This window comes from Pseudomonas sp. FBCC-B1667, from assembly GCF_059133255.1.
In genome coordinates, this window is the sequence record NZ_CP101437.1 from 3,169,832 (window position 1) to 3,191,044 (window position 21,213).

Below are 21,213 nucleotides of genomic sequence, written 5' to 3' on the forward strand. Positions count from 1 at the left end.
GAATATCAAGTGTGGGAAGTTCGGGTCTAGCCGAGATAACGCACTACAACAGCCTTGTAGTAGCCATCCAGCGAATAGCCGCCGACGACAATGCTTCCGTCTGCCTGAACGGCCACTGACGTCGCGGTGTCGAGGCTGCTCCCCAGGCGCGTGCGAACCCAGCAGGTGCCTTCGGCAAAACCTGGGTCCAGCTGCCCTCCGGGTAAGTACCGGGCCAACAGGAAATCGGCTTCAATCCCGCCGACCGTGGCACCTACTGCCAACACACGGCCGTCATGCTGGCTACACGCGCCTGTCCATTGGCAGCCGCTGCGGCCAACTTTCAGCAGTTGTGGCTGACCCCCGTTGCAATGAACGTCCGGACGACCGTTGCTGTGTACTTTGAAGGCCAGGCAATGCATCGGGTCGCGGCTGCTGCCAAAACACAGCAAGTCGCCATTGTCCTGCTCGATGATCTGGCTGACCTGAGCCCCGCGCTCCTCGGCCCTGAATGTCATAAAACCATCCACGGCGAACGTGTCATCCAGGCGACCGTCAGGGAGGTAGCGCGCGAGCAAGCCTTCTTCGGGGAAATTGATCGACCCACCCACCATGATCCGGCCGTCACGTTGCACCATCAGGCTGCGGAGCCAGGAGTTCATCAGTAAATGCCTGACGATGACGAAGCCGCGGCTGTTGAAGGAGGTGTCCAGTTCGCCATGCCGGGTGAGGCGTATCAGCAGGCCGACGTGATCGGCCAATTCAAAATGATGGTTGGCCAGTAACAGAACCCGGCCATCTGCCTGGACGTGCACGTCGCAGGCTTCGGCCCCCGGAACGCCGGGAGGAAGCCAGAGGTCGCGCATGCCTTGGGACAGGTTTCCCGGCAGGCGTACGACGCAGCGTCCATTGTCACCAAAACGTTCCACCGGGTGGCCTTGCGAATCGAACAACGCCAGCGCTGGCAGCGTTCGCTGATCATTTTCATAATGCAGGCCGGCGACCAGAAGGTGTCCATTGGCGAGTACGTGGACTTTGCCCGCCATGGCCTCATGACCATGCTGGAACTGCCCGATAACGCTGCCGTTAGTGCCAAATGCCAGGTCTGCCGAGCCGTCTTCCAGTAACCGGGCCAGGCCAAAACAGTTGCCTTCTCGCATGCCGACGGTGGCCGCCACAAGCACGCGACCGTTCGGGTCGATCGCGACGCTGTTGGCGATGCTTGACGTACTGCCCGCGAAATACACTTGGGTTTTGCCACCGGCGGCGAAACTTTTATCGAGGTCGCCAGCAATGGTCGGCGATGCAGATAGGGCAAATGCAGTCTGGTGTGGCATGCGCGCATCTCCTTGCGAGCTGGCCGAAACCCGCGGGGCGGGTGGCCAACTGCCTGCGAAACATTCAATCCCTGAATGAGCGATCGCACAACTGTCCTAACTAACAGGCGGAGGGTCGCTGTGTGCCAGAACAGTGTCTTTTCGAACCACTGACAAGCCAGCCAAGTAACTCGGGGTGGGGAGATTGAAGTTTGAATGCGCTGTTACTGTCGTAAACAGTCAAACAAAAGTGTGGGGGAGGGCGGATTATCGGGAAGTAATCCGCCAAATGCCCTTAATGCGGCATGGACCACGATTGCAGTTTATAACCGTCCTGGCTCAGTTCGGCACGGGCCTGCTGCAGCAAATGTTCAAGTTGTGCCGGGTCGGAATAGGCGCTGCTTGGGATTTGGGTGCGGCCGATATGGGTATTCGTGCGGTCGATGACGGTGATGCAGAGCTCGCCGTTGCCGTCTTGTTGAGCCCAGGCGACGCATTCGAAAGGTTGAAATGCGCGGTCGGCAATCAAAAGAGCTTCGTTGATACGGAGCGGGGCGGTCATGGGGTCTTCTCTCTGTATGCCCAATCAAGTGATGTGCCGTCGGTTGGGCTTACCGTTCGGCTAGTTACTTGTACTGATGCCCCCAACAGGGGGTCAGGTCACACCCAAACAAAAGAAATTTCAACTTTCTTTCATAACCTCAGTTGCAGGACTTTTTTTGAAAGCTGAATGAAAGGTTCAACTCGTTAGGTAACTAAGCAAGTCGTTGCTTATAACTTATTAAGTGGCTGCTCTATAGTCAATCGATACAAGGCCGTGTCAAATTCTTGCTAATGTTACAGCCAAGTCCGCCAAATGACTGTTTTTACTAATATTTCCTATAATTTGGCGCCAAGGAACAGTCATGATCGAAGCGCCCGCGTTACGACGTCTGTTAGTAGTAGATCCCTGTGACGACTGCCATCGTCTATTACCGGGTTTACGCTCTGTGGGATGGGATGTTGATAGTTGTTCCCTGGAGAACGCCGCCGATAGAACCTGCGACGTTGGCCTCTTGCGATTACAACCCTTTCACCTGGAACGCCCGGAAGCCGTCAAAGAGCTGATCAGCCGCAGCGGCACCGAGTGGATCGCCGTCCTCAATCAGGAAGTCCTGCGCTTGCAGAATGTCGGGGACTTCGTTTGCGAATGGTTTTTCGACTTTCACACCTTGCCGTTTGACGTTTCTCGCGTTCAGGTCACTCTGGGACGGGCGTTCGGTATGGCGCGCCTGCGTGGGCAGGGCACGATTCACATCGACCAGCCCGAGCACGAACTACTGGGCGACAGCAAACCGATTCGCGAGCTGCGCAAATTGTTGAGCAAACTGGCGCCCACCGAATCCCCGGTGTTGATCCGAGGCGAAAGCGGCACCGGTAAGGAGTTGGTCGCCCGAACCCTGCACCGGCAATCCCAGCGCCACAGCAAACCTTTTGTGGCGATCAATTGCGGCGCGATTCCCGAACACCTGATTCAGTCCGAGTTGTTTGGCCATGAGAAGGGCGCTTTCACCGGCGCCCATCAGCGCAAGGTCGGGCGGATCGAAGCGGCGAACGGCGGCACATTGTTCCTCGATGAAATCGGCGATTTACCGCTGGAACTCCAAGCCAATCTGCTGCGCTTCCTACAGGAAAAGCACATTGAGCGCGTAGGCGGCAGTCAGCCGATTCCGGTGGACGTTCGGGTATTGGCGGCAACACACGTCGACCTTGAGGCCGCTATCGAGAAGAAACGTTTCCGCGAGGATTTGTACTACCGCCTGAACGTGCTCCAGGTGGTCACCGCGCCGCTGCGTGAACGCCACGGCGATCTGTCGATGTTGGCCAACCACTTTTCCCACTTCTACAGCCACGAAACCGGCCGCCGTCCGCGCAGTTTCAGTGAGGACGCGCTGATTGCCATGGGCAAGCATGACTGGCCGGGCAATGTCCGCGAATTGGCCAACCGGGTACGTCGTGGGTTGGTATTGGCCGAAGGGCGGCAAATCGAGGCGCGGGACCTTGGCTTGATCAGCCAGCAAGCCTTCGCCACTCCCATGGGCACGCTAGAAGACTACAAGACGCGCGCCGAACGCCAGGCGCTGTGCGACGTACTGAATCGGCACAGTGACAATCTCAGTGTCGCCGCCAGAGTGTTGGGTGTTTCACGCCCGACGTTCTACCGATTGCTGCACAAACATCAGATCCGGTAGAGGCCGCAAACGCAAAGGCCCGCTGCGATGTCCGTCGCAGCGGGCCTTTTCCATTTCGGGTAAGGGTTAGAAGTAGTAAGGGAATTTCAGGCTGAACTGGAAGTCCGGGGCATCGTCCGTCATGCCGATGGACAGGTTGGGTACGATGGTCAGGTTGTCGGTGGCGGCAATGGTCATGCCGATGTTGAAGTAGCCGGCATTTGCATCGCTGGCGACCACGGATTCCCAGTCACCGCCATCCTGTTTCAGCTTGCTTCTGCGCTGCACCAGGTCAGACACCGAGAACGACATACTCATCTTTTCGTTTAAGGCGAACGCAATACCTGCGCCGATCTGGAAGCTGTCGCCGATTTGTACCTTGCCCGGTGTTTTCTGGTTGACCGTCGCGCTGATGTCGTCGAAGGACTCTTCGAAGTTGTGCGTGTAAGACAAGCTACCGAACAGCACCGCCGGGTCAAAGGTTTTGACCAGCGAAATGCCCGGGGTGACGGCCCATACGCCGTTACCAGTGGGCAAGGAGTCAGGTACGAACAGGTTAGAGTTGGCGTCGGTCTGACGCAGTTTGATCCCGAACGGGTCCTTGCCCGTAGGCGCCTTGATTCGAAAGGTGAAAACGGCATCCGGGGTGTTCACCGATTCGTCCATAAACTTGTAGGCAATGCCGAAGTTGACGTCGCCAATCGTCGGATCCTGGGTGACCGTTTGTTCAGTGGTGACGTTAGCCGCGCCTTGGTTGCCCCCACCGGACTGGTAAGTTGATTCGCGGTAAAGCACCGGCACGTCAAGGTCAAATTGCCAGCGGTTGTCGAAGTTATAACGGCCCGTAACATCAAGTGTCCAGGTATCGGCCTTGATGCGATCGAGGTTGATGTTGCCAAGGAAGATCGAGTCCAGCGCGAGAAAGCCGTTGAGAATCAGTTGCCGGGTGTCGTATCGGGAGTACGTTATACCGGTTTCGAGGCTGAATTTGCCGCCGCCGAAGAAGCCGCTGGCTTCGTCATACAGGTTGGAAACGCTCTGTGCCGGTTGTGAGTCGTCAGCCAGCGATTGGCCGTAAGAACTGCCGCTACCCCCAGCGGCTCCCCCCGATGCTGCTGCGGCGCCGGTCCCTGTGGCGACCGCGGTGCCCGCGTTCCCCTTCATGTCTGCTGGCGACTTGGCCAGTCGTTTTGGTGGGGGCGCTGCGGGTTGTTCCTCTACTTGGCGGACCCGTTGTTCGAGTACCGCCAAGGCTTTTTGTTGTACTTCGTATCGTTGCTTCAACTCCAGAAGTTCCTGTTTCAGGGCCTCTACATCGGCGTTGGGTGCTGCTTGCAACATCGCCGCCGGAAACAGAGTGCTCAAACAAACTACTGCGCGCAGTGATACTGATCGATACATGAATTCGCCGTCCCTTAAAGCCCAATGGTCGAGAGTCAGCGTAGTTCAATATCCTAAGGTGCGAAGGGCGTTAAGTTGGGTCAGGTTGCAGTCCAATGCGCCAGCACTCGGGCCATTATTATTGAGCACCACGTTGAGTTGGGTGAGGTTGTTCACCATGTTGCTGTTGCCCAGCAATCGTGTGTTTTGCAGCAATCCGCCCTGGGCGACTTGTTGCAGAGCCGTGCCTTGGTTGCCGCTGGCTTGAATAGCCATTTGTATGCCACCCCCGGAGGCGGTTACGGCGACACTGCCGGCGGCGTTGCTGCCGGAGATGGTTTGTCCAGCCATCAGGGCCTGTCCTTGACCCGGCAAAAGCGCCGGCGCCTGGTTGGCTTCCTTCACGTTGATCGCGACGTTGTTGTAAGCGGTGTTGCCGTCCCCGGCTGCTCGAACGCTTTGGGTAACGCCCTGGCTGGTCGCCAGACCTGCTCCGCCGATCACATTGCCGGTGCCTGGGTCAGGCGTAGTGCCATTGCCGGTGTGACTGATGGTTGATACATAAAATTCGGGTTTGATCGTTGCTGCCTGAATTTGCATGGACGTCGCTGCCCCGATGACGTCACCGCTGGCATTGCGCCAGGTACTGCTCATGACCACGCCGAAGCTGATAATTCGGCCCGGCATTACATAGCGGCCGCGCAACTGGGCGAGTTCCTGATCCTTGATTTCGATGGGTTTGAATCCATTGGCATAGCCTGATGCGCTCGCTGCCAGACAGGCAACGGCCAGCCAGTATGAAGTTTTCATCTGCTGCTCCCGGAGCATCCTGCCCCAATATCATCTTTTGGCGATTAAAAGAAGTCGCTCTGTATGAAACCAAAATCCATCAATTCAGCATCTCTGACAGGGTTGAAGCTATCCAGCTTGTTCTTGGCCGTTAGCGGTACCGGTGGACTGCGCAATGCATTGGTTTTGTCATAACCGGGACCTACGATGGCGAAGACAATGCCATTCCAACCTTTGACAAAGTCATCATGGGAGTAGCGCTTGTGACCGAGGACCGGGTCGCCTATATAGACCCAGTTCTTGTCCGCACGCTGCAACACCACGAAGTGCTTGTAGCCGCGAATTTCCATCAGTACTACCACCGGAATCGTTACTGCATCCAGCTTTTCAGGTGGGATCTTGTAGCCCCTGGCGCGCATGCCGATGCTTTCTATGTAGCGCTTCATGTCCAGCATGGAGAACCCTTGAGTACGAACAAGGTTCTGGTCAGCATTGACCAGCATGCCTTTAATGATGTGCTCCTCATCGACGTCCAGCCAATAGGCCTGGCGTAACACCGTCGCCAGTGCGGCAGCGCCGCAGCTGAAGTCGGTTTTCTGTTCGACGATGTCGGAAAACTTGCGCTCACGCAAACTCTGCACATGCTTATAAACCAGCACGCCGCCTGGCAGGGCGGCAACCGGCATCTGTGCGGCCTGAGTCAGGCCAGACAGGCAGAGGAGTGCGAAAAGGGCAGTCTTACGCATGATCGATACGCCTTTGCGGACTGTGGAAAAGCCCCGTTGCCGGGGCTTTCATTTCGATCGCGATTACAGGCAGGCTTTGCAACCTGCGGCGATGGACAGCGAATTGCTTTGTTGGTTGCCAGAACCAGACGATACGTTGGCTCCGCCGTTGCCGGAGAAGTTGTTCATCGAGTTTTGCATAATGGCAGTGTTGGTTACAGGGTTTTTCCAGCCATCTGGAGTCATTACTTGTTGAGTGGTTACGCCAGCCAGACCGAAAACGCCAACTGCAACGAAGTCGGAATTGGTTTTGCCACCACCGTTGTTGCCGCCATGACCTCTGTCATCGTTACCATAACCACCGTGGCCATGATCGTCTTTGGCAGGTTCAGACACTGCTTTGCCTGCAGCTACAAACGCGCCAGCCGCGGTGATAGTGCCTCTGAGGGTGTCGGTTTTATAGGTCTGAGTGCCGTTGTTGGCCACTTGCAGGCCGCTGGAGGTTTGATTAGCCTCGGCGGCTGCTACGGCTACACGGCCACCCGATACAGCAATCGCCAGGTTGTTTTTCTGTTGGTTGAAGTTGCCTGAGGTCACGTTCACCCCGATATTGCCGGAACCACTGTTACCTGCGTTGGTGAGTGTGGAGGTATTGGTGTTGGAGTAGTTGGCGACGGCGTTGTCGGAGTTGTTTTGAGTGGCGCTGGAAGCCGCAACTGCGGAACCGAAAATGAAGCTTTCGTCAGCAGTCGCCAATGCGGCGGCGTTGTCTTGTTGGTTGCCGTCGCCGGCTGCCACGTTAGCGCCCATGTTGCCGTTGGAACCATTGAGCGAGTTGTCGATTGCAGCACCATTTTTGGTGCCTTGGTTCAGCACAGTGTTGCCACTGCTGTCTTGTGCGTCGATCACTGTCGCGCCGGCACCGGCACTGATTGAGAGCAGTTCGTCGAAAGTAGGGTGTTGAGGCTGATGGTTGTTATGCCCATTGCCGTGACCATTGCCATGACCGTGATCATCATCACGACCGCCTGCTTGTGCTGCGATTGCCATCACTGCTGCGAGAGCGAAAACCAGTGGTTTTAGGGCCATTGTAGGTTTCATGGTGTTTCTCCGTGCTTATTAGTTGGTTAAGTGTTGGTACTTTCTAATCGCACTGCGTTTGGGTCAGTCAGCGACCCGGATGCTCAGGGTGTTAGCCATTCGGTTCCCCACCCCGGCACTCTGGTTCACCTGGATAATCCCTCGGCTGCCGGTGAAGGCCTGGTCGCTGGTAACGACCTGGCGACTGCCGGTTTGGGACCCAGTTGCTCCTGAGTTTGGTAGCAACGCCACGTTCTGTTGAGAAAGGGCGCTATCGTCGACGCTCTGCGGTCCGGCACTGATGCTGATCCGCGCAGCGTTGGCCATCTGGTTGTTGGCTCCGGCGCTCTGGTTGACGCCCAGTACGCCGTTGCCATTGCTGAAAGAGGTGCCGCCGATGGTGGCCGTCGCGTTCATTGACGGATTGGCGGGGGTGTTGATTTTTTGCTGGACGCTGGTCGTCGCCCCGGCATTGGTGCCGATTGCGATGGCGCGAACGTTGGTTTGTTGTTGCTGATCACCGGCTGCCTGGTTGACGTTCAGGTTGCCTTTGTATTGGACACCGGCATCCTGGATGCTGGCGTTGTTCACGGTTGGAACACCGGAGGAGTCGGCCATGACGCCGGCACTGGCAAACAGCGCGAGGAAGATCAGGCTGCGAGTCATGTCATTGACCTCCGGCCATTCTGGTCAGGGGGGCCATGCCGGAACTCATGGCCCGATTGATGGTTCCGGAAATCGCGGCACCGCTGCCACCACCGTGACCGGCGCTCATGCCTGGCATGCCGTTGGGATTGGTCACGACGTTGAGGCCTTGCATGCTGCCACCGTTGGTGTTGGGGTTGATGTTGCCGGTGATGGTCGAGCCGCTGGCAATGTTGGCGAAATCACCGTCAGTCAACTCGGTGTTGCTCATGGTCGAGGTGATGCGCGCCGATGGGTTGGCATTGACGGTGGTTGGGTAGGGGTCTTTGCCGCCATTGCGGCCGATAGGGATGGGCTGGACGTCGCGTTTGAGAGTGATAACGCCGTTGCCATCAGCCTGGGCATTGAAACTGAGTACCGAAGTGGCGGCACATCCGATCAGCAGTAGGCAGGTCATGCCTTTATTGAAAGTCCCCACGGCAGCTATTCCTTCTTTTGTGGGCTGGCCCTTGTCAGCGTTGGGAAGGAGAGAGCGAAAGCTGTGCCGCATTTGAATTATTGTTTTAATTCAAATGGTTAGCTTTTAATGAGAACTGAGCGATACGCGAGGTGTTTCAGGGCTGAGACAGGTGCCGCAAGGTTTTGTCGAACAATCGCGATGCAAAGCTCTAGAACAAGGGTTAGCGCGGTGGTGTTTCAAACGCTTAACAAGAGCCATGACAAGATGATGAAGAGTGCTGAAACGGCCTGTTTGCGGGCAGATGAGTGTTTCACGAATGGACACTCTTGCCCCAGAACAGGGGAATCGCTGGGGAAAATCGACTCAAAACAGGCTCAAGAGGCCAGCAGGCGCGTGACCGCTTCAAAGGCCTGAGACCGGCGGTTTGCCCAACTGCCCTGCAAGACCTGAAACGGTTGTCGATGCTGTTCAAGCCAGGTGTAAGTCGCCTTGAAAAATACCCGGCGTTCACTCAACTCTGGCTGACAGCGCTGGCCGTCATCCGTCCAGTCGACATGCTCTGGTGACAGCAGCAAGTGAAAGTCGTAGTGCCGAGCCAATAAAGCAGGTTCAAGCCATGCCGGGCAGTCACCAAACAGGGTTTGGCTCCACAGGATATTGCTCAACAAGTGCGTGTCGAGAATCAACAGCCGTGGCTGTCGCGAGCGGGCTTCATCTTCCCACTGCAACTGGCCGCGTGCGATCTCGGAAATATCACCCAGGCACGTATCGCGAGGGTTTTGTTCAATGAACCAACGCACGTATTCATCGACCCGCACACCGCCGAAATGCTCCTGCAATCCTGCCGCCAGCCAGCTCTTGCCACTGGACTCGGGCCCTGTGAGCACCAGCACCTTCATGCGTGCAGTGCCGGGTCGCTACGCCATTCACGCCAGCCTTGCACGGCCAGCAACAGGAACAGTGCATAGAGCGCAGACGTGAGGTACATGCCTTTGTAGATGAACAGCCCGACGAAAATTACATCAACGGCAATCCACAACGGCCAGCATTGCACGCGTTTTTGCGCCATCCACATTTGCGCGACCAGGCTGAACCCGGTCAGTGCGGCGTCGAGCCAAGGCTGGGCGGCATCGGTCCAGTGCGCCATGGCGGCGCCCAATAGCACACTGCCCAGCGCGCCGACCGCGAGGCCCCAAGCGACTGATTTCGAGTCAAGCCGGCTGACCTGACGGCCAGAATTCGCTGCGCCTGCGCGGGTCCATTGCCACCAGCCATAGAGTTGCAGCGCGGCGTAGATCACTTGCAGGAGCATGTCCGAATACAGCTTCACCTCAAAAAAGATCCAGCTATAGAGCAGCACCATGACCAGACCGATCGGCCAGCACCAGGGGTTCTGTTTGACCGTCAACCAGACGGCGACCACACCGAGGGCGGCGGCAAACAGTTCAAGCCCGGACATGGAAGTTCCTTGGGGAAAGCGAAGTGGGGGGCGGATTGTACCGGCAGGCGCGGCCAAGTAGAACCTGTCCTGCAAGTAGCAACTGACGGGCAACCCCTTCGCCAGAAACGTTGCTCGTCAGTTGCTAAAGGGGATGTGTTACACGCGGAACTGTTTGAGCAACCCGTTCAACTGCTCGCTCAGGTCTTTGAGTCGAACGCTCGCCAAACTCGATTGCTCCGCCGCCAACGCAGTGCTGTGGGACAACGCCGCAGCCTGGGTCACGTTCTGATTGATGTCTTCCACCACGTGGGCCTGCTGCAATGTCGCGCTGGCGATCGAAGCGTTCAGCCCGTTGAGGTTGCGCAACGCCTGGCCAATCGCATTCAGACTCGCACCGGCCAGGCCTGCCTGTTCAATCGTCAGTTGTGACGCGCGGCTGCTGTCGCCGATGACTTTGACCGCCGCTTCCGAATGGTTTTGCAGGCGTTCGATCATCGACTGGATTTCTGCGGTGGACTTCTGCGTGCGCTGGGCCAGCAGGCGCACTTCATCGGCCACCACTGCAAACCCTCGACCCTGCTCACCGGCCCGGGCCGCTTCGATGGCCGCGTTGAGGGCGAGTAGGTTGGTTTGCTCGGCAATAGAGCGGATCACCTCCAGTACGCTGCCGATCTGCGTACTTTCCGTTGCCAGGGTGCGAATGACTTCGACAGCCTGATCGATGGTGCCGGACAGTTTGTCGATCTGCTGCAAGCTCCCGTCGATGTTGATCTGGCCCTGCTGCGCCTGAGATTCGGCGTCGCGCATTTCGCTGGCGGCATGCTCGGCGTTCTTGGCCACATCCTGCACGCCATAGGTCACTTCATTAACAGCCGTGGCCACCAGTTCCATCTGCTGGGACTGCTGCTGGCTGCGTTGTTGAGCCTGGGCGGCGTCATTGCCCAATTCACTGGACGATTGCCCCAGCGCGCTGGCGGACACCTGCAACTCGGTGATCACCCGGCGCAACTTGGTGGTGAACGCGTTGAAATGCCGTGCCAGTTGCGCCACTTCGTCCTGGCCGTGGGGATCGAGGCTGCGAGTCAGGTCACTTTCACCGCTGGCGATATTGGCCATGGCGTTCACGGTGTCCTGGAGCGGGCGCACAATACTGCGGGCGATCAGGATGACCAACAGCGCCATCACCAGTGCGATCGCCACCCCGAGCATCGTCGCCTCCTCTGCACGACCATAAAACTCGGCCTGCGTGTCATCGATGTACACCCCCGAGCCAATCACCCATCCCCAAGGCTCGAAGAGTTTGACGTAAGAGGTTTTTTCGACCGGGGCGCTGGCACCCGGTTTCGGCCAACGGTAGTTGACCATGCCGGCGCCCTTGGCTTTGGCCACGGCGACCATTTCGTTGAATACCGCAAAACCGTCCGGGTCGCGGATGGCCGACAAGTTCTGGCCGTCAAGCTTGGGGTTGGCCGGGTGCATGATCATCACCGGCGTCAGGTCGTTGATCCAGAAGTAGTCATTCTGGTCATAGCGCAGTCCACGGACCGCGGTCAGCGCCTGCTTCTGCGCTGCGTCACGGGAGAGGGTGCCGGCCGTTTCCAGGTCATGGTAGTAAGTCAGAATGCCGCTGGCAGTCTGTACCACGTGCTGGGTTTTCTGCGCCTTGGCCTGATAAAGGTCGTCGTGAATCTGCTTGAGCATCAGCAGGCCCAACGTCAGCAACATCACTACCGACACGATCAAGATGAGCCACAAGCGTCGGCTGATCGATACACTGCGCAAGCTGTTCATAACGCTGTTACTCCAGTTTTCTTTTTATTGTCATAAACCATTGCCAGCATCCAACCACGCTTTGCCGGTTGGGCATATGCGACGCTAGTCCTATTCCCCGGCAGCGTTTTAGTGGCTTGTCTGATAGGATTTCGGCCCCGCGCAGAAAAACCTGAATCACGCTCTGTTTTCACGGAATTTTTACGGTTTCGTCTGGATCCTGTGCGCGCGGAACTTCAACTACGCTCAGCGCAATGAACGTTTAAACAAAATTGACGGGGCATGCCTGGGGGCATTGCTTCTTGGGGGATTGATGGATCTTTGGACCGCCTTTCAGGCATTGATACTTGGCGTAGTAGAAGGGCTGACAGAGTTTCTGCCTATTTCCAGCACCGGGCACCAGATCATCGTGGCCGACTTGCTCAACTTCGGTGGCGAGCGCGCAATCGCGTTCAACATCATTATCCAGTTGGGTGCAATCCTGGCAGTGGTGTGGGAGTTTCGTCGCAAGATTCTCGATGTGGTGACCGGTTTGCCAACGCAACCGAGCGCGCGTCGCTTCACCGCCAACCTGCTGATCGCCTTCATGCCGGCCGTGGTTCTGGGGGTGATTTTCTCCGACCTGATTCACCATTACCTGTTCAACCCGATTACCGTCGCGACCGCGTTGGTGGTGGGCGGTGTGATTATGCTGTGGGCGGAGAAACGCCAGCATCAGGTGCATGCCGAAACGGTCGATGAGATTACCTGGCAAGACGCGCTGAAGGTCGGTTTCGCCCAGTGCCTGGCCATGATCCCAGGGACGTCGCGTTCTGGCTCGACCATCATTGGCGGGTTGCTGTTCGGCCTGTCGCGCAAAACGGCCACCGAGTTCTCGTTTTTCCTGGCAATGCCGACCATGGTCGCTGCAGCGGTGTATTCGGGTTTCAAATACCGTCATCTGTTCGTGCCGGCAGATTTTCCGGTGTTCGCGATCGGTTTCGTGACGGCCTTCGTCTTCGCGATGATCGCGGTCCGCGGCCTGCTCAAGTTCATCGCCAGCCACAGCTACGCAGCGTTCGCCTGGTATCGGATCGCGTTTGGACTGGTCATTCTGGCCACCTGGCAGTTTGGCTGGGTCGACTGGTCTGCGGCCAAGCCATGAGTGACGCCGGCGGGCGCCGCGACCCCGGGCGCGGGTCCGGGGGAGAGCGCATCCAGCATCCCAGGCTCAAACTGCTGGTTTTCGCAGTCCTGTGTGCGCTGCCGCTGTTTGGGGCGGTGACGCTTTGGCTGCGCGGTGTGTCGTTGATTCCGCTGGCCGCATACGGGATCGTCAGTGTGCTGGCGTTTTTCCTGTATTGGAGCGACAAGCGCAAGGCCCGCGCCGACGCCTGGCGCACGCCGGAAAACGTCTTGCACGCGGTTGAACTGGCCGGTGGCTGGCCCGGCGCCTTGCTGGCTCAGCAGGTGTTTCGGCACAAGACCCGCAAAGTCTCGTATCAACTGCTGTTCTGGCTGATTGTGTTGCTGCACCAAGTGTTCTGGATCGATCAGCTATTTTTGGGCGCACACCTGTTGGCCTTGTTCTAAAGCAACAGTCCCACCCGGGTACGCTTGGGCAGTTTGCTCACCACCAATTGGTGGGACCGTTGCAACAAGCCTTGCAGTTCTTCGGCGCCCAGCGGGTAGGGCGTTTGCATGATGATCCACTGGGCTCTCGCCAGATAGGGAGCCGGGTGGATGCCCGGCCGATCGCAATGGCCCAGGAACAGATCCTTGTCGACTTTGAAAGCCAGGGAATCGCCGCGCAGGTTCTGCAACGCGAACATCTTGTTCCCGGCAATCGAAAACACCCGCACACCGCCCCATTTAAAGTCTTCCCGCGCACCCGGTAGCGCGAGACAGAACTGCGCGACATCCTCTTCGCTCATACGTCCAGCCTTCATATCAGTCGGTCCCCACACGCGTTGAATGTTTCGATCAAATGGTCAAGCCAGGCACGAACCGCCGGCATTACCCCGCGCCGATGAGGGTAGACCGCTTGCAGCCAGCCGCCAGGCAATGACCAATCGGGTAGCAGTTGCACCAGCGAGCCGTCTTCCAGCTCCGGCTCGCAATACATCATGGGCAGCAAGGTAAAACCCTGGCCGGCGAGGGTGCAGGCCTTGCGCACGATAAAGTCATCGATGCCGAGCCGCGCTTCCAGGCTCAGCTCGACACTTTTGCCTTGCTGATCCAGCAGGCGAATATGCACCATGCGGTCGGCTTCGAGTGCGCCGAGTACGGGCAGATTTTTCAGGTCCTCAGGGTGATTGATTTCACGCCCGTGCAAAAACGCCGGGGTGGCAACCATGGCCATTTGTGCCTGGCGCAAGCGTCGGGTTACCAGCAACGGATCTTCATCGCCCAGTTCACGCACGCGCAAGGCGACGTCGACGCCTTCGGTGACCAGGTCGACCCGGCGATTGAGCAGCATGACCTCCAATTGCACCTGCGGGTATTTCTCAAGAAATCGGGCGATGACCGTCGGCAACATTTCATGCGCCAGGCCGACCGGGCACGACACCCGCAACCGGCCACGGGGTTCGCTGGACATGCTGGCCACCGCTTCATCAGCCATTTCCGCCTCCAGCAGCATCGCCTGACAGTGCCGCAGATAACGCTCGCCCACCGCCGTCAGCTTGAGTTGCCGAGTGGTGCGTTGCAGCAGGCGTGCGCCGAGGCGTTCTTCCAGTTCGGCAATACGCCGCGACAACCGCGATTTCGGAATCCCGAGCAATCGACCGGCAGCGGCAAAACCGCCGGCTTCGACCACCTTGGCAAAATAGTAGAGATCATTGAGGTCTTGCATGACGGCGGTCCGATTGTTCTATCAGTGGGACGAACTATCGCATTGTTGCGGCCTAATCAGCCATTGGTTTCGTCTGTAGGATTCACTCCATCAGATCGCCCCGTGGCGGTCCTCACTTGGAGATCCCACATGAAACTGTTGCATATCGATTCGAGCATTCTTGGTGACAACTCGGCTTCCCGTCTGCTGAGCAGCGAAGTCGTCAAAGCCTGGCAAACCGCAGAGCCGAGCGCCGTGGTCACTTACCGCGACCTCGCCGCCGATGCCATCAGCCATTTCTCCGCCACGACTCTCGTTGCTGCGGGTACTGCCGCCGAACTGCGCAACGCCGCCCAGCAGCACGAGGCCGAGCTGAGCGCCACCACTCTGGCTGAATTCCTCGCCGCCGATGCCGTGGTGATTGCCGCACCGATGTATAACTTCACCATCCCGACCCAACTCAAGGCCTGGATCGATCGGATCGCCGTTGCCGGTCAGACCTTCCGTTACACCGAAGCCGGCCCAGAAGGCCTGTGCGGTGGCAAGAAAGTCGTGATCGTTTCGACTTCCGGTGGCCTGCATGCCGGTCAAGCCACTGGCGTGGCTCACGAAGAATATCTGAAAGTGCTGTTCGGCTTCATCGGTATCACCGACATCGAGTTTGTCCGCGCCCATGGCCTGGCCTACGGTGACGAAGTTCGCACCAAAGCCATGAGCGATGCTCAAGCGCAAATCAGCGAGCAACTTTTCGCCGCTGCGTAAGGCTTGCGTAAAAAACGTAAAACAGCTCAGGCAACACCCCCGAAAACTCTGTATTCTGGTCACGCAAGTGCCAGATACGGAGTTTTTTGTTTCTGGCTGTTTCAGGTTGTGGCCCAGGTTATGCAACAGGGGGTTAACGCTCCCGTTCTGCAACGACCTTGGTGTCCGCGATAGCTGGTACAAGGCCGCTGCCTCGATCATCCGGGGAGAACGGGCTTTCCGGTCAGGTAACAAATGGTGGGGCATCCTTATGGTGCGTCTTTGTGCAACGTTACTGTTTTGCCTGCTCAGCAGCCTGAATTCAGTGCACGCCGCGCCTGCGCCGCATCCACACTGGAGCGTCGGCTTCCATGAGATGAGTTTTCTCGACCCTCTCGATTTACAACCGATGCACGCCATCGCGTTTTATCCCTCCAGTGAGCGCGAACACACCAGTAAAATCGAGGGCTACACGGTCGAAGCCGGTGAAGACATCCCGGTGGCTATCGGCCGTTTCCCGATGCTGATGCTGTCCCACGGCAACACCGGAACCCCGCTGGCCCTGCACGACCTCGCCACGTCGCTGGCGCGAAAAGGTTTTGTGGTGGTGGCGGTGGTCCATCCCGGCGACAACTCCAAAGATCACAGCCGCCTTGGTACGTTGAGCAACCTCTACGGCCGTCCCATCCAGATTTCCGAAGCTATTACTGCCACGCTGGGCGATCGCATGCTTGCGCCATTCGTCAATGCCAATCAGGTCGGCGTAATCGGCTATTCGGCGGGCGGGGAGACGGCGTTGATCCTGTCCGGTGCCACGCCTGATCTGGATCGTCTGCGTCGGTATTGCGAGGAGCGCCCCGACGATCGCGATGCCTGCAACACCAAAGGTGAGCTGATTGTGGACCGTGACGATCTTCAACCTGTGGCCGACCCGCGTGTGCGTGCCTTGCTGTTAATGGCGCCGTTGAGTTTGAAATTCGGCCGTCACACCCTGGCCGATGTGCATGTGCCGGTGCTGCTCTACAGTGGTGACGGTGACAAACTGGTCGCCTTCGACAAGAACGCTGCTGCACTCGCCCGAAAATTGCCGATAGCGCCGGATTTCAAATTGTTGGCGGGGGCAGGGCACTTCGTGTTCATGGCACCGTGCAACGATGAACAGATCGCCACCATGCCGGCGCTGTGCACCGACGCCGACGGTGTCGACCGCGAAGGCATTCATCGCGACATGATCTCCGAAGCCGGGCGATTCTTCTCCCGCACCCTGGGCATCGCAACCCGGGCAGGCCTGCAAACTGCCGATCAATAAACACTACAACCCTTGTAGCAGCTGGCTAGGCCATTGCGCGGCGTTTGAGTAGCAGGGTCAGCGCCAGTCCGGTTACCGACAACAACGCGGCGCTAAAGAAAATCCACGTATACCCAAGGTTCAACGCCACCGCGCCCATCAACGGCCCGGCGATGGCCAGTGCCAGATCAAAAAACACCGCATAAGCACTCAACCCCGCGCCACGACTGGAGTTTGGCACCTGTTTGATCGCTTCAACCCCCAGCGCCGGATAGACCAGCGACAAGCCAAAACCGGTCAGGCCCGCGCCGATCAGTGCGTAACCCGTCGAAGGCGCTAGCCACAGCAGCACCAGGCCCACGGTTTCAATGCTCATGCAGGCAATGGCCGAGGTGAATCCGCCGAAACGGCTGATGCTGGAGATGAACAACAGTCGCGCCAAAATGAAGCAGGCACCAAACACGGTGAGGCAATACGCGGCACCGGCCCAACCACGGCTGACGTAATACAGGGTAATAAAGGTGGTCAGCGTGCCATACCCGATGGACGCCAGGCTCAGGCTCGCCCCAAACGGCGCAATACGCCCGAACACTGCCCAAAAGGGCAGGCGCTCGCCACGGATCACCGGCACCGACGGTTTGTTGCGAATCAGCAGCAGCGCGGCAAGCGCCAGCAGCGACAACGCGATCCCCAGACTGGCGAAACCATACTCGGCAACCATCACCACGCCCAACGGCGCGCCAATGGCGATGGCGCCGTAAGACGCGATGCCGTTCCAGGAGATGGAGCGGGCGGTGTGCTCCGCGCCGACCTGGCCCATGCACCAACTGATGGTGCCTACGCCAATCAAGCCTTGGGCGATCCCAAGCAGCAAGCGACCGGCGATCAGGATCAACAGACTCAACAGCGGCATGCTCTGCAGCAACGTCGAGATCAGCGTCAATACGCCGCTCAGCACAATCCCCGATAACCCGTAGACAATCGCCCGCTTGGTGCCAATGCTGTCCGACATGCGCCCGGCCATCGGCCGGCTGAGCAGGGTGGCCAGGTACTGCGAGCCAATGGTCAGCCCGGCGATGATCGCGCTGAAGCCCAGTTGCTCATGAACATAGCCCGGCAATACCGCAATCGGCAGGCCGATGCAGAGGAAGGCAATAAAGGTATAAAAAACGATGGAGACGATCTGCAGGGTGATCGCCAGGGAGCTTTGCGGGGGCTGTTGCTGCGCAGACATGTGGGCTCGTTCGCGGGCGGCGGTGGGAGAGCTGCATCATGGCGTGGGTGGGGAATAAAAGGAAGCTGGCTATCTATTTTGACTGACTATTTTGGTTGTCTTTCAGGGCCCCTTCGCGAGCAAGCCCGCTCTCGCATTTGTCCGCATTCTTACAGGGATAACTCGATCGAATGTGGGGGCGGGCTTGCTCGCGAAGGTTTCAGCACCAGAAGGTTCTTTGGCCATGAAATGCAGAAAGCCCCGTCACATGGACAGGGCCTTCAGTTGAAGCTTGAAACCAATACTTAGAACACAACACCCTGGCTACGCAGGTAATCGTCATAAGTACCGCTGAAGTCGATCACGCCACTAGGGCTCAATTCGATGATGCGGGTTGCCAACGACGATACGAACTCACGGTCGTGGCTGACGAAGATCAGCGTGCCTGGGTAGTTCTCCAGCGCCAGGTTCAGCGCCTCGATGGATTCCATGTCCAAGTGGTTGGTCGGTTCGTCCATGATCAGCACGTTCGGCTTTTGCAGGATCAGCTTGCCGAACAGCATGCGACCTTGCTCACCACCGGAGATGACCTTGACCGACTTGAGAATCTCATCGTTAGAGAACAGCATGCGGCCGAGGGTACCGCGAACGATTTGTTCGCCGCCCTGAGTCCACTGGCCCATCCAGTCGAACAGGTTGCAGTCGTCTTCGAAGTCGTGCGCGTGGTCCTGGGCGTAGTAGCCCAGTTCCGCAGCGTCGGTCCACTTCACGGTACCGGCATCCGGGGTCAGTTCGTTGACCAGGGTGCGCAGCAGGGTGGTTTTACCGATACCGTTCGGGCCGATGATCGCCACGCGCTCGCCGGCTTCAACCTGGAAGCTGAAGTCCTTGAACAGGGTCTTGCCGTCGAAGCCTTTAGCCATACGCTCGACGATGACCGCTTGACGGTGAAGCTTCTTGGTTTGTTCGAAACGGATGAACGGGCTCACGCGGCTCGAAGGCTTGACCTCGGCCAGCTGGATCTTGTCGATGGCCTTGGCGCGGGAAGTCGCTTGCTTGGCTTTCGAGGCGTTGGCCGAGAAGCGGCTGACGAACGACTGCAGTTCCGAAATCTGCGCTTTCTTCTTGGCGTTGTCCGACAGCAGTTGCTCGCGGGACTGGGTCGCCACGGTCATGTACTCGTCGTAGTTGCCCGGGAACAGACGCAATTCGCCGTAATCCAGGTCAGCCATGTGGGTGCACACGCTGTTCAGGAAGTGACGGTCGTGAGAGATGATGATCATCAGGCTGGAGCGCTGGGTCAGAATGTTTTCCAGCCAGCGGATGGTGTTGATGTCCAGGTGGTTGGTCGGTTCGTCGAGCAACAGCACTTCAGGATCGGAGAACAGCGCCTGCGCCAGCAATACGCGCAGCTTCCAGCCTGGGGAAACCTCGCTCATCGGGCCAAAGTGTTGCTCGATGCCGATACCCAGGCCCAGCAACAGCTCGCCGGCACGGGATTCGGCGGTGTAGCCGTCCATTTCAGCGAACTCGGTTTCCAGTTCGGCGACAGCCATACCGTCTTCTTCGGTCATTTCCGGCAGCGAGTAAATGCGATCGCGCTCGGCCTTGACCTTCCACAGCTCTTCGTGACCCATGATCACGGTATCGATCACGGTGAATTCTTCGTAGGCGAACTGGTCCTGGCGCAATTTGCCCAGACGCACGTTCGGCTCGAGCATGACCTGGCCGCCGGATGGCTCGAGATCGCCACCGAGGATTTTCATGAAAGTCGACTTGCCGCAACCGTTGGCGCCGATCAGGCCGTAGCGGTTGCCCGCGCCGAACTTGACCGAAACGTTTTCGAATAGCGGCTTGGCGCCGAACTGCATCGTGATGTTAGCTGTAGAGATCAAAACTGTTACCTATCAAGGGGTTACGCGCTGTGCATTTTGGGCTTGGGCCAATCTTGGGCCATTGTTTAGCTTGTCCATCTCTTCCCAATCACCACTTGAGCTCAGCCAGCGCGCATAAGTATCAAGCAGCATTTTGACGCTATGGCCAAGCTGCTGGGCAATAAAGGCGGGGTTCATGTTGGACATTAAGCACATTGTCGCATAAGTATGGCGGCAGTTGTGCGGCGGGCGATAACGGACGCCAATGGCTGCCAGAGCCGGCCCCCACTGTTTATGCAGGTCCGAGGTTTGTTTGATGTACTCGCTCATCCTCGATGGCGGAAACACGTAAGGGAACGCTTTCAATGCTCCTTCGCCCTTCAGTCGTCGCTCTGCATACTTCTTCGCAAACTCTAGAGCATGCAGTGCGCGAGGGTTGAGTAGCACAACCCGGTTCTTCTTTGTCTTTGTGCGCTCCTCAATTTCGCCCAAGGCGATTACCCGGCATATGCGCATTTCCCTTTTTTGGATATCGACCTCATCCCAGCGCAGGGCTATCGCTTCCTGCAACCGAAGGCCGGTAAAAAACGCGAACTCGAAGAATGCCCCGAATATGCTACTGGGCCAATGTTCCGTCCGATACAGCTGTTCGATGATTTGATTGGCCTCTTCAACACTGAAAGGATCGGGCTCTTCTTTTTTACGCTTCGGTTTATCCAACAACTTTGCGGGATTCTTCTCGATTAGCCCCTCAGCAACGGCTGCATCCAAAATAGTATTTAGGCGCACCAGGGCATTGCGCTTTACACCTGGCGAATACCAATCGATCTCACCGACGATCTGGCGCAGGAGCATTGTGCTAATTAAATCGAGCCGAGTTAATGCCAGCTGAGGCATCCAGTAAAGATTTAAAACTCCCTTATAGTTTTTGCGCGTGCCTGCCTCGATCTCCCTCCCATTAAGCCAGAGCTGGGCGTACACCCCAAACGATAACATTCCGCCTGAAGTTGTAGCCGAGTTAGGAAATAGCTCGGCATACTTCGCATCGTCAAGCAGGTCCATCTTAATAAGCCCGACTACTTGATCTCTAAGGCGGGTGGCAATCTTGATGCCTTCCTTCGTTGCTGGGATGGTAAGCGTCTCTGAGCGTCGCTGACCGTTCCAAGTAAAACGGATCCGGATTGCATCGCCCCTGATCTCCACCCCGGCGGGCATACCCACAGACTTTCTACCCATTCGTCGTATCTCCTGACGCTGTACATAATGGCGCCGTCTACCTTGTTCCAGACGCCTTCCGGTATTTTCTTTCGGCTGCGGCGGGCCTGAAGCCCTTTCACAGTTGTTCCGAGTCGAACTGCCATTTGTTTTTCTGTCAGCTTGTCCGGATCTGGCGGAGGAGTTGGTTCAATCGCTATGTTTTCGGACATGGGGGTTCCTTGCCCGCCGCCCATCGGCAGGCCGTTAGATATTTTTTGGAGGAAGGCTTTCTG

Annotated in this window: 21 protein-coding genes; 5 read left to right on the forward strand and 16 right to left on the reverse strand. The window is 57.7% G+C overall.

The features are described 5' to 3' along the window. Positions 1-26 precede the first annotated feature (26 nt). Complete coding sequence (locus NL116_RS14355; RefSeq protein WP_494377745.1) at positions 27-1,316, reverse strand: delta-60 repeat domain-containing protein; 1,290 nt, start codon at positions 1,314-1,316, stop codon at positions 27-29. 274 nt (positions 1,317-1,590) lie between these two features. After that, positions 1,591-1,857 (reverse strand): hypothetical protein, encoded by a 267-nt coding sequence (locus tag NL116_RS14360; RefSeq protein WP_494377746.1) that lies wholly within the window; start codon positions 1,855-1,857, stop codon positions 1,591-1,593. Positions 1,858-2,200: 343 nt separating this feature from the next. Here NL116_RS14360 and NL116_RS14365 point away from each other — a divergent pair, with 343 nt between their 5' ends. Then, positions 2,201-3,526, forward strand: a complete 1,326-nt coding sequence (locus NL116_RS14365; RefSeq protein WP_046033095.1) for a sigma-54 dependent transcriptional regulator — start codon at positions 2,201-2,203, stop codon at positions 3,524-3,526. A 66-nt stretch (positions 3,527-3,592) separates the two neighbouring features. Here NL116_RS14365 and fapF read toward each other — a convergent pair whose 3' ends face one another. The 9 genes from fapF to NL116_RS14410 all read right to left on the reverse strand — a co-directional run bounded on the left by fapF (position 3,593) and on the right by NL116_RS14410 (position 11,816). Beyond that, positions 3,593-4,906, reverse strand: coding sequence for a fibril amyloid transporter FapF (fapF, locus tag NL116_RS14370; RefSeq protein WP_494377747.1), 1,314 nt, complete (start codon positions 4,904-4,906; stop codon positions 3,593-3,595). 45 nt (positions 4,907-4,951) lie between these two features. Continuing rightward, positions 4,952-5,695, reverse strand: a complete 744-nt coding sequence (gene fapE / locus NL116_RS14375; RefSeq protein ID WP_494377748.1) for a fibril amyloid subunit FapE — start codon at positions 5,693-5,695, stop codon at positions 4,952-4,954. Positions 5,696-5,739: 44 nt separating this feature from the next. Then, complete coding sequence (fapD, locus tag NL116_RS14380; protein WP_494377749.1) at positions 5,740-6,420, reverse strand: fibril amyloid maturation endopeptidase FapD; 681 nt, start codon at positions 6,418-6,420, stop codon at positions 5,740-5,742. A 63-nt stretch (positions 6,421-6,483) separates the two neighbouring features. Further along, complete coding sequence (gene fapC / locus NL116_RS14385; RefSeq protein ID WP_494377750.1) at positions 6,484-7,500, reverse strand: amyloid-like fimbrin subunit FapC; 1,017 nt, start codon at positions 7,498-7,500, stop codon at positions 6,484-6,486. A 63-nt stretch (positions 7,501-7,563) separates the two neighbouring features. Then, positions 7,564-8,145 (reverse strand): fibril amyloid subunit FapB, encoded by a 582-nt coding sequence (gene fapB, locus NL116_RS14390; protein ID WP_494377751.1) that lies wholly within the window; start codon positions 8,143-8,145, stop codon positions 7,564-7,566. A 1-nt stretch (position 8,146) separates the two neighbouring features. Then, complete coding sequence (gene fapA, locus NL116_RS14395) at positions 8,147-8,602, reverse strand: functional amyloid chaperone FapA (protein WP_494377752.1); 456 nt, start codon at positions 8,600-8,602, stop codon at positions 8,147-8,149. Positions 8,603-8,958: 356 nt separating this feature from the next. Next, positions 8,959-9,483 (reverse strand): AAA family ATPase, encoded by a 525-nt coding sequence (locus NL116_RS14400; protein ID WP_494377753.1) that lies wholly within the window; start codon positions 9,481-9,483, stop codon positions 8,959-8,961. After that, the gene (gene pnuC / locus NL116_RS14405; RefSeq protein ID WP_494377754.1) at positions 9,480-10,043 is read right to left on the reverse strand and encodes a nicotinamide riboside transporter PnuC; all 564 of its coding nucleotides are present in this window, start codon (positions 10,041-10,043) and stop codon (positions 9,480-9,482) included. The genes NL116_RS14400 and pnuC overlap by 4 nt, the downstream gene beginning before the upstream one ends. A gap of 138 nt (positions 10,044-10,181) precedes the next feature. Further along, positions 10,182-11,816, reverse strand: a complete 1,635-nt coding sequence (locus NL116_RS14410) for a methyl-accepting chemotaxis protein (protein WP_494377755.1) — start codon at positions 11,814-11,816, stop codon at positions 10,182-10,184. 292 nt (positions 11,817-12,108) lie between these two features. On the opposite strand from NL116_RS14410, the gene NL116_RS14415 reads away from it, so the two are divergent. After that, positions 12,109-12,939 (forward strand): undecaprenyl-diphosphate phosphatase, encoded by an 831-nt coding sequence (locus NL116_RS14415; RefSeq protein ID WP_494377756.1) that lies wholly within the window; start codon positions 12,109-12,111, stop codon positions 12,937-12,939. Continuing rightward, positions 12,936-13,367, forward strand: coding sequence for a DUF1294 domain-containing protein (locus NL116_RS14420; protein WP_494377757.1), 432 nt, complete (start codon positions 12,936-12,938; stop codon positions 13,365-13,367). The genes NL116_RS14415 and NL116_RS14420 overlap by 4 nt, the downstream gene beginning before the upstream one ends. Here NL116_RS14420 and NL116_RS14425 read toward each other — a convergent pair. Next, the gene (locus tag NL116_RS14425) at positions 13,364-13,723 is read right to left on the reverse strand and encodes an MmcQ/YjbR family DNA-binding protein (RefSeq protein ID WP_494377758.1); all 360 of its coding nucleotides are present in this window, start codon (positions 13,721-13,723) and stop codon (positions 13,364-13,366) included. The two genes, NL116_RS14420 and NL116_RS14425, sit on opposite strands and share 4 nt — an antisense overlap. Next, positions 13,720-14,628 carry a LysR substrate-binding domain-containing protein gene (locus tag NL116_RS14430; protein ID WP_494377759.1) on the reverse strand — a complete coding sequence of 303 codons (909 nt, stop codon included), beginning with the start codon at positions 14,626-14,628 and terminating at the stop codon, positions 13,720-13,722. Before NL116_RS14430 ends, NL116_RS14425 begins: the two co-directional genes overlap by 4 nt. Before the next feature lie 129 nt (positions 14,629-14,757). Here NL116_RS14430 and NL116_RS14435 point away from each other — a divergent pair, with 129 nt between their 5' ends. Both NL116_RS14435 and NL116_RS14440 read left to right on the forward strand, forming a co-directional pair. Continuing rightward, positions 14,758-15,369 (forward strand): FMN-dependent NADH-azoreductase, encoded by a 612-nt coding sequence (locus tag NL116_RS14435; RefSeq protein ID WP_494377760.1) that lies wholly within the window; start codon positions 14,758-14,760, stop codon positions 15,367-15,369. A 250-nt stretch (positions 15,370-15,619) separates the two neighbouring features. Continuing rightward, entirely contained in the window at positions 15,620-16,657 is a 1,038-nt protein-coding gene (locus tag NL116_RS14440; RefSeq protein ID WP_494377761.1) for an alpha/beta hydrolase family protein, read from the forward strand. A gap of 25 nt (positions 16,658-16,682) precedes the next feature. On the opposite strand, the gene NL116_RS14445 is transcribed toward NL116_RS14440, so the two are convergent. The 3 genes from NL116_RS14445 to NL116_RS14455 all read right to left on the reverse strand — a co-directional run bounded on the left by NL116_RS14445 (position 16,683) and on the right by NL116_RS14455 (position 20,959). Continuing rightward, positions 16,683-17,870 (reverse strand): MFS transporter, encoded by a 1,188-nt coding sequence (locus NL116_RS14445; protein ID WP_494377762.1) that lies wholly within the window; start codon positions 17,868-17,870, stop codon positions 16,683-16,685. 284 nt (positions 17,871-18,154) lie between these two features. Next, positions 18,155-19,744, reverse strand: coding sequence for an ABC-F family ATPase (locus NL116_RS14450; RefSeq protein WP_080943075.1), 1,590 nt, complete (start codon positions 19,742-19,744; stop codon positions 18,155-18,157). Between the two features lie 12 nt (positions 19,745-19,756). Continuing rightward, positions 19,757-20,959, reverse strand: a complete 1,203-nt coding sequence (locus NL116_RS14455) for a tyrosine-type recombinase/integrase (protein ID WP_494377763.1) — start codon at positions 20,957-20,959, stop codon at positions 19,757-19,759. Positions 20,960-21,213: the final 254 nt, after the last annotated feature.

Coding starts and splice junctions, on each gene's coding strand:
- NL116_RS14355 (WP_494377745.1), bottom strand. CDS start 1,316: ATGCCACACCAGACTGCATTTGCCCTATCTGCATCGCCGACCATTGCT.
- NL116_RS14360 (WP_494377746.1), bottom strand. CDS start 1,857: ATGACCGCCCCGCTCCGTATCAACGAAGCTCTTTTGATTGCCGACCGC.
- NL116_RS14365 (WP_046033095.1), top strand. CDS start 2,201: ATGATCGAAGCGCCCGCGTTACGACGTCTGTTAGTAGTAGATCCCTGT.
- fapF (WP_494377747.1), bottom strand. CDS start 4,906: ATGTATCGATCAGTATCACTGCGCGCAGTAGTTTGTTTGAGCACTCTG.
- fapE (WP_494377748.1), bottom strand. CDS start 5,695: ATGAAAACTTCATACTGGCTGGCCGTTGCCTGTCTGGCAGCGAGCGCA.
- fapD (WP_494377749.1), bottom strand. CDS start 6,420: ATGCGTAAGACTGCCCTTTTCGCACTCCTCTGCCTGTCTGGCCTGACT.
- fapC (WP_494377750.1), bottom strand. CDS start 7,500: ATGAAACCTACAATGGCCCTAAAACCACTGGTTTTCGCTCTCGCAGCA.
- fapB (WP_494377751.1), bottom strand. CDS start 8,145: ATGACTCGCAGCCTGATCTTCCTCGCGCTGTTTGCCAGTGCCGGCGTC.
- NL116_RS14400 (WP_494377753.1), bottom strand. CDS start 9,483: ATGAAGGTGCTGGTGCTCACAGGGCCCGAGTCCAGTGGCAAGAGCTGG.
- pnuC (WP_494377754.1), bottom strand. CDS start 10,043: ATGTCCGGGCTTGAACTGTTTGCCGCCGCCCTCGGTGTGGTCGCCGTC.
- NL116_RS14410 (WP_494377755.1), bottom strand. CDS start 11,816: ATGAACAGCTTGCGCAGTGTATCGATCAGCCGACGCTTGTGGCTCATC.
- NL116_RS14415 (WP_494377756.1), top strand. CDS start 12,109: ATGGATCTTTGGACCGCCTTTCAGGCATTGATACTTGGCGTAGTAGAA.
- NL116_RS14420 (WP_494377757.1), top strand. CDS start 12,936: ATGAGTGACGCCGGCGGGCGCCGCGACCCCGGGCGCGGGTCCGGGGGA.
- NL116_RS14425 (WP_494377758.1), bottom strand. CDS start 13,723: ATGAAGGCTGGACGTATGAGCGAAGAGGATGTCGCGCAGTTCTGTCTC.
- NL116_RS14430 (WP_494377759.1), bottom strand. CDS start 14,628: ATGCAAGACCTCAATGATCTCTACTATTTTGCCAAGGTGGTCGAAGCC.
- NL116_RS14435 (WP_494377760.1), top strand. CDS start 14,758: ATGAAACTGTTGCATATCGATTCGAGCATTCTTGGTGACAACTCGGCT.
- NL116_RS14440 (WP_494377761.1), top strand. CDS start 15,620: ATGGTGCGTCTTTGTGCAACGTTACTGTTTTGCCTGCTCAGCAGCCTG.
- NL116_RS14445 (WP_494377762.1), bottom strand. CDS start 17,870: ATGTCTGCGCAGCAACAGCCCCCGCAAAGCTCCCTGGCGATCACCCTG.
- NL116_RS14455 (WP_494377763.1), bottom strand. CDS start 20,959: ATGGGTAGAAAGTCTGTGGGTATGCCCGCCGGGGTGGAGATCAGGGGC.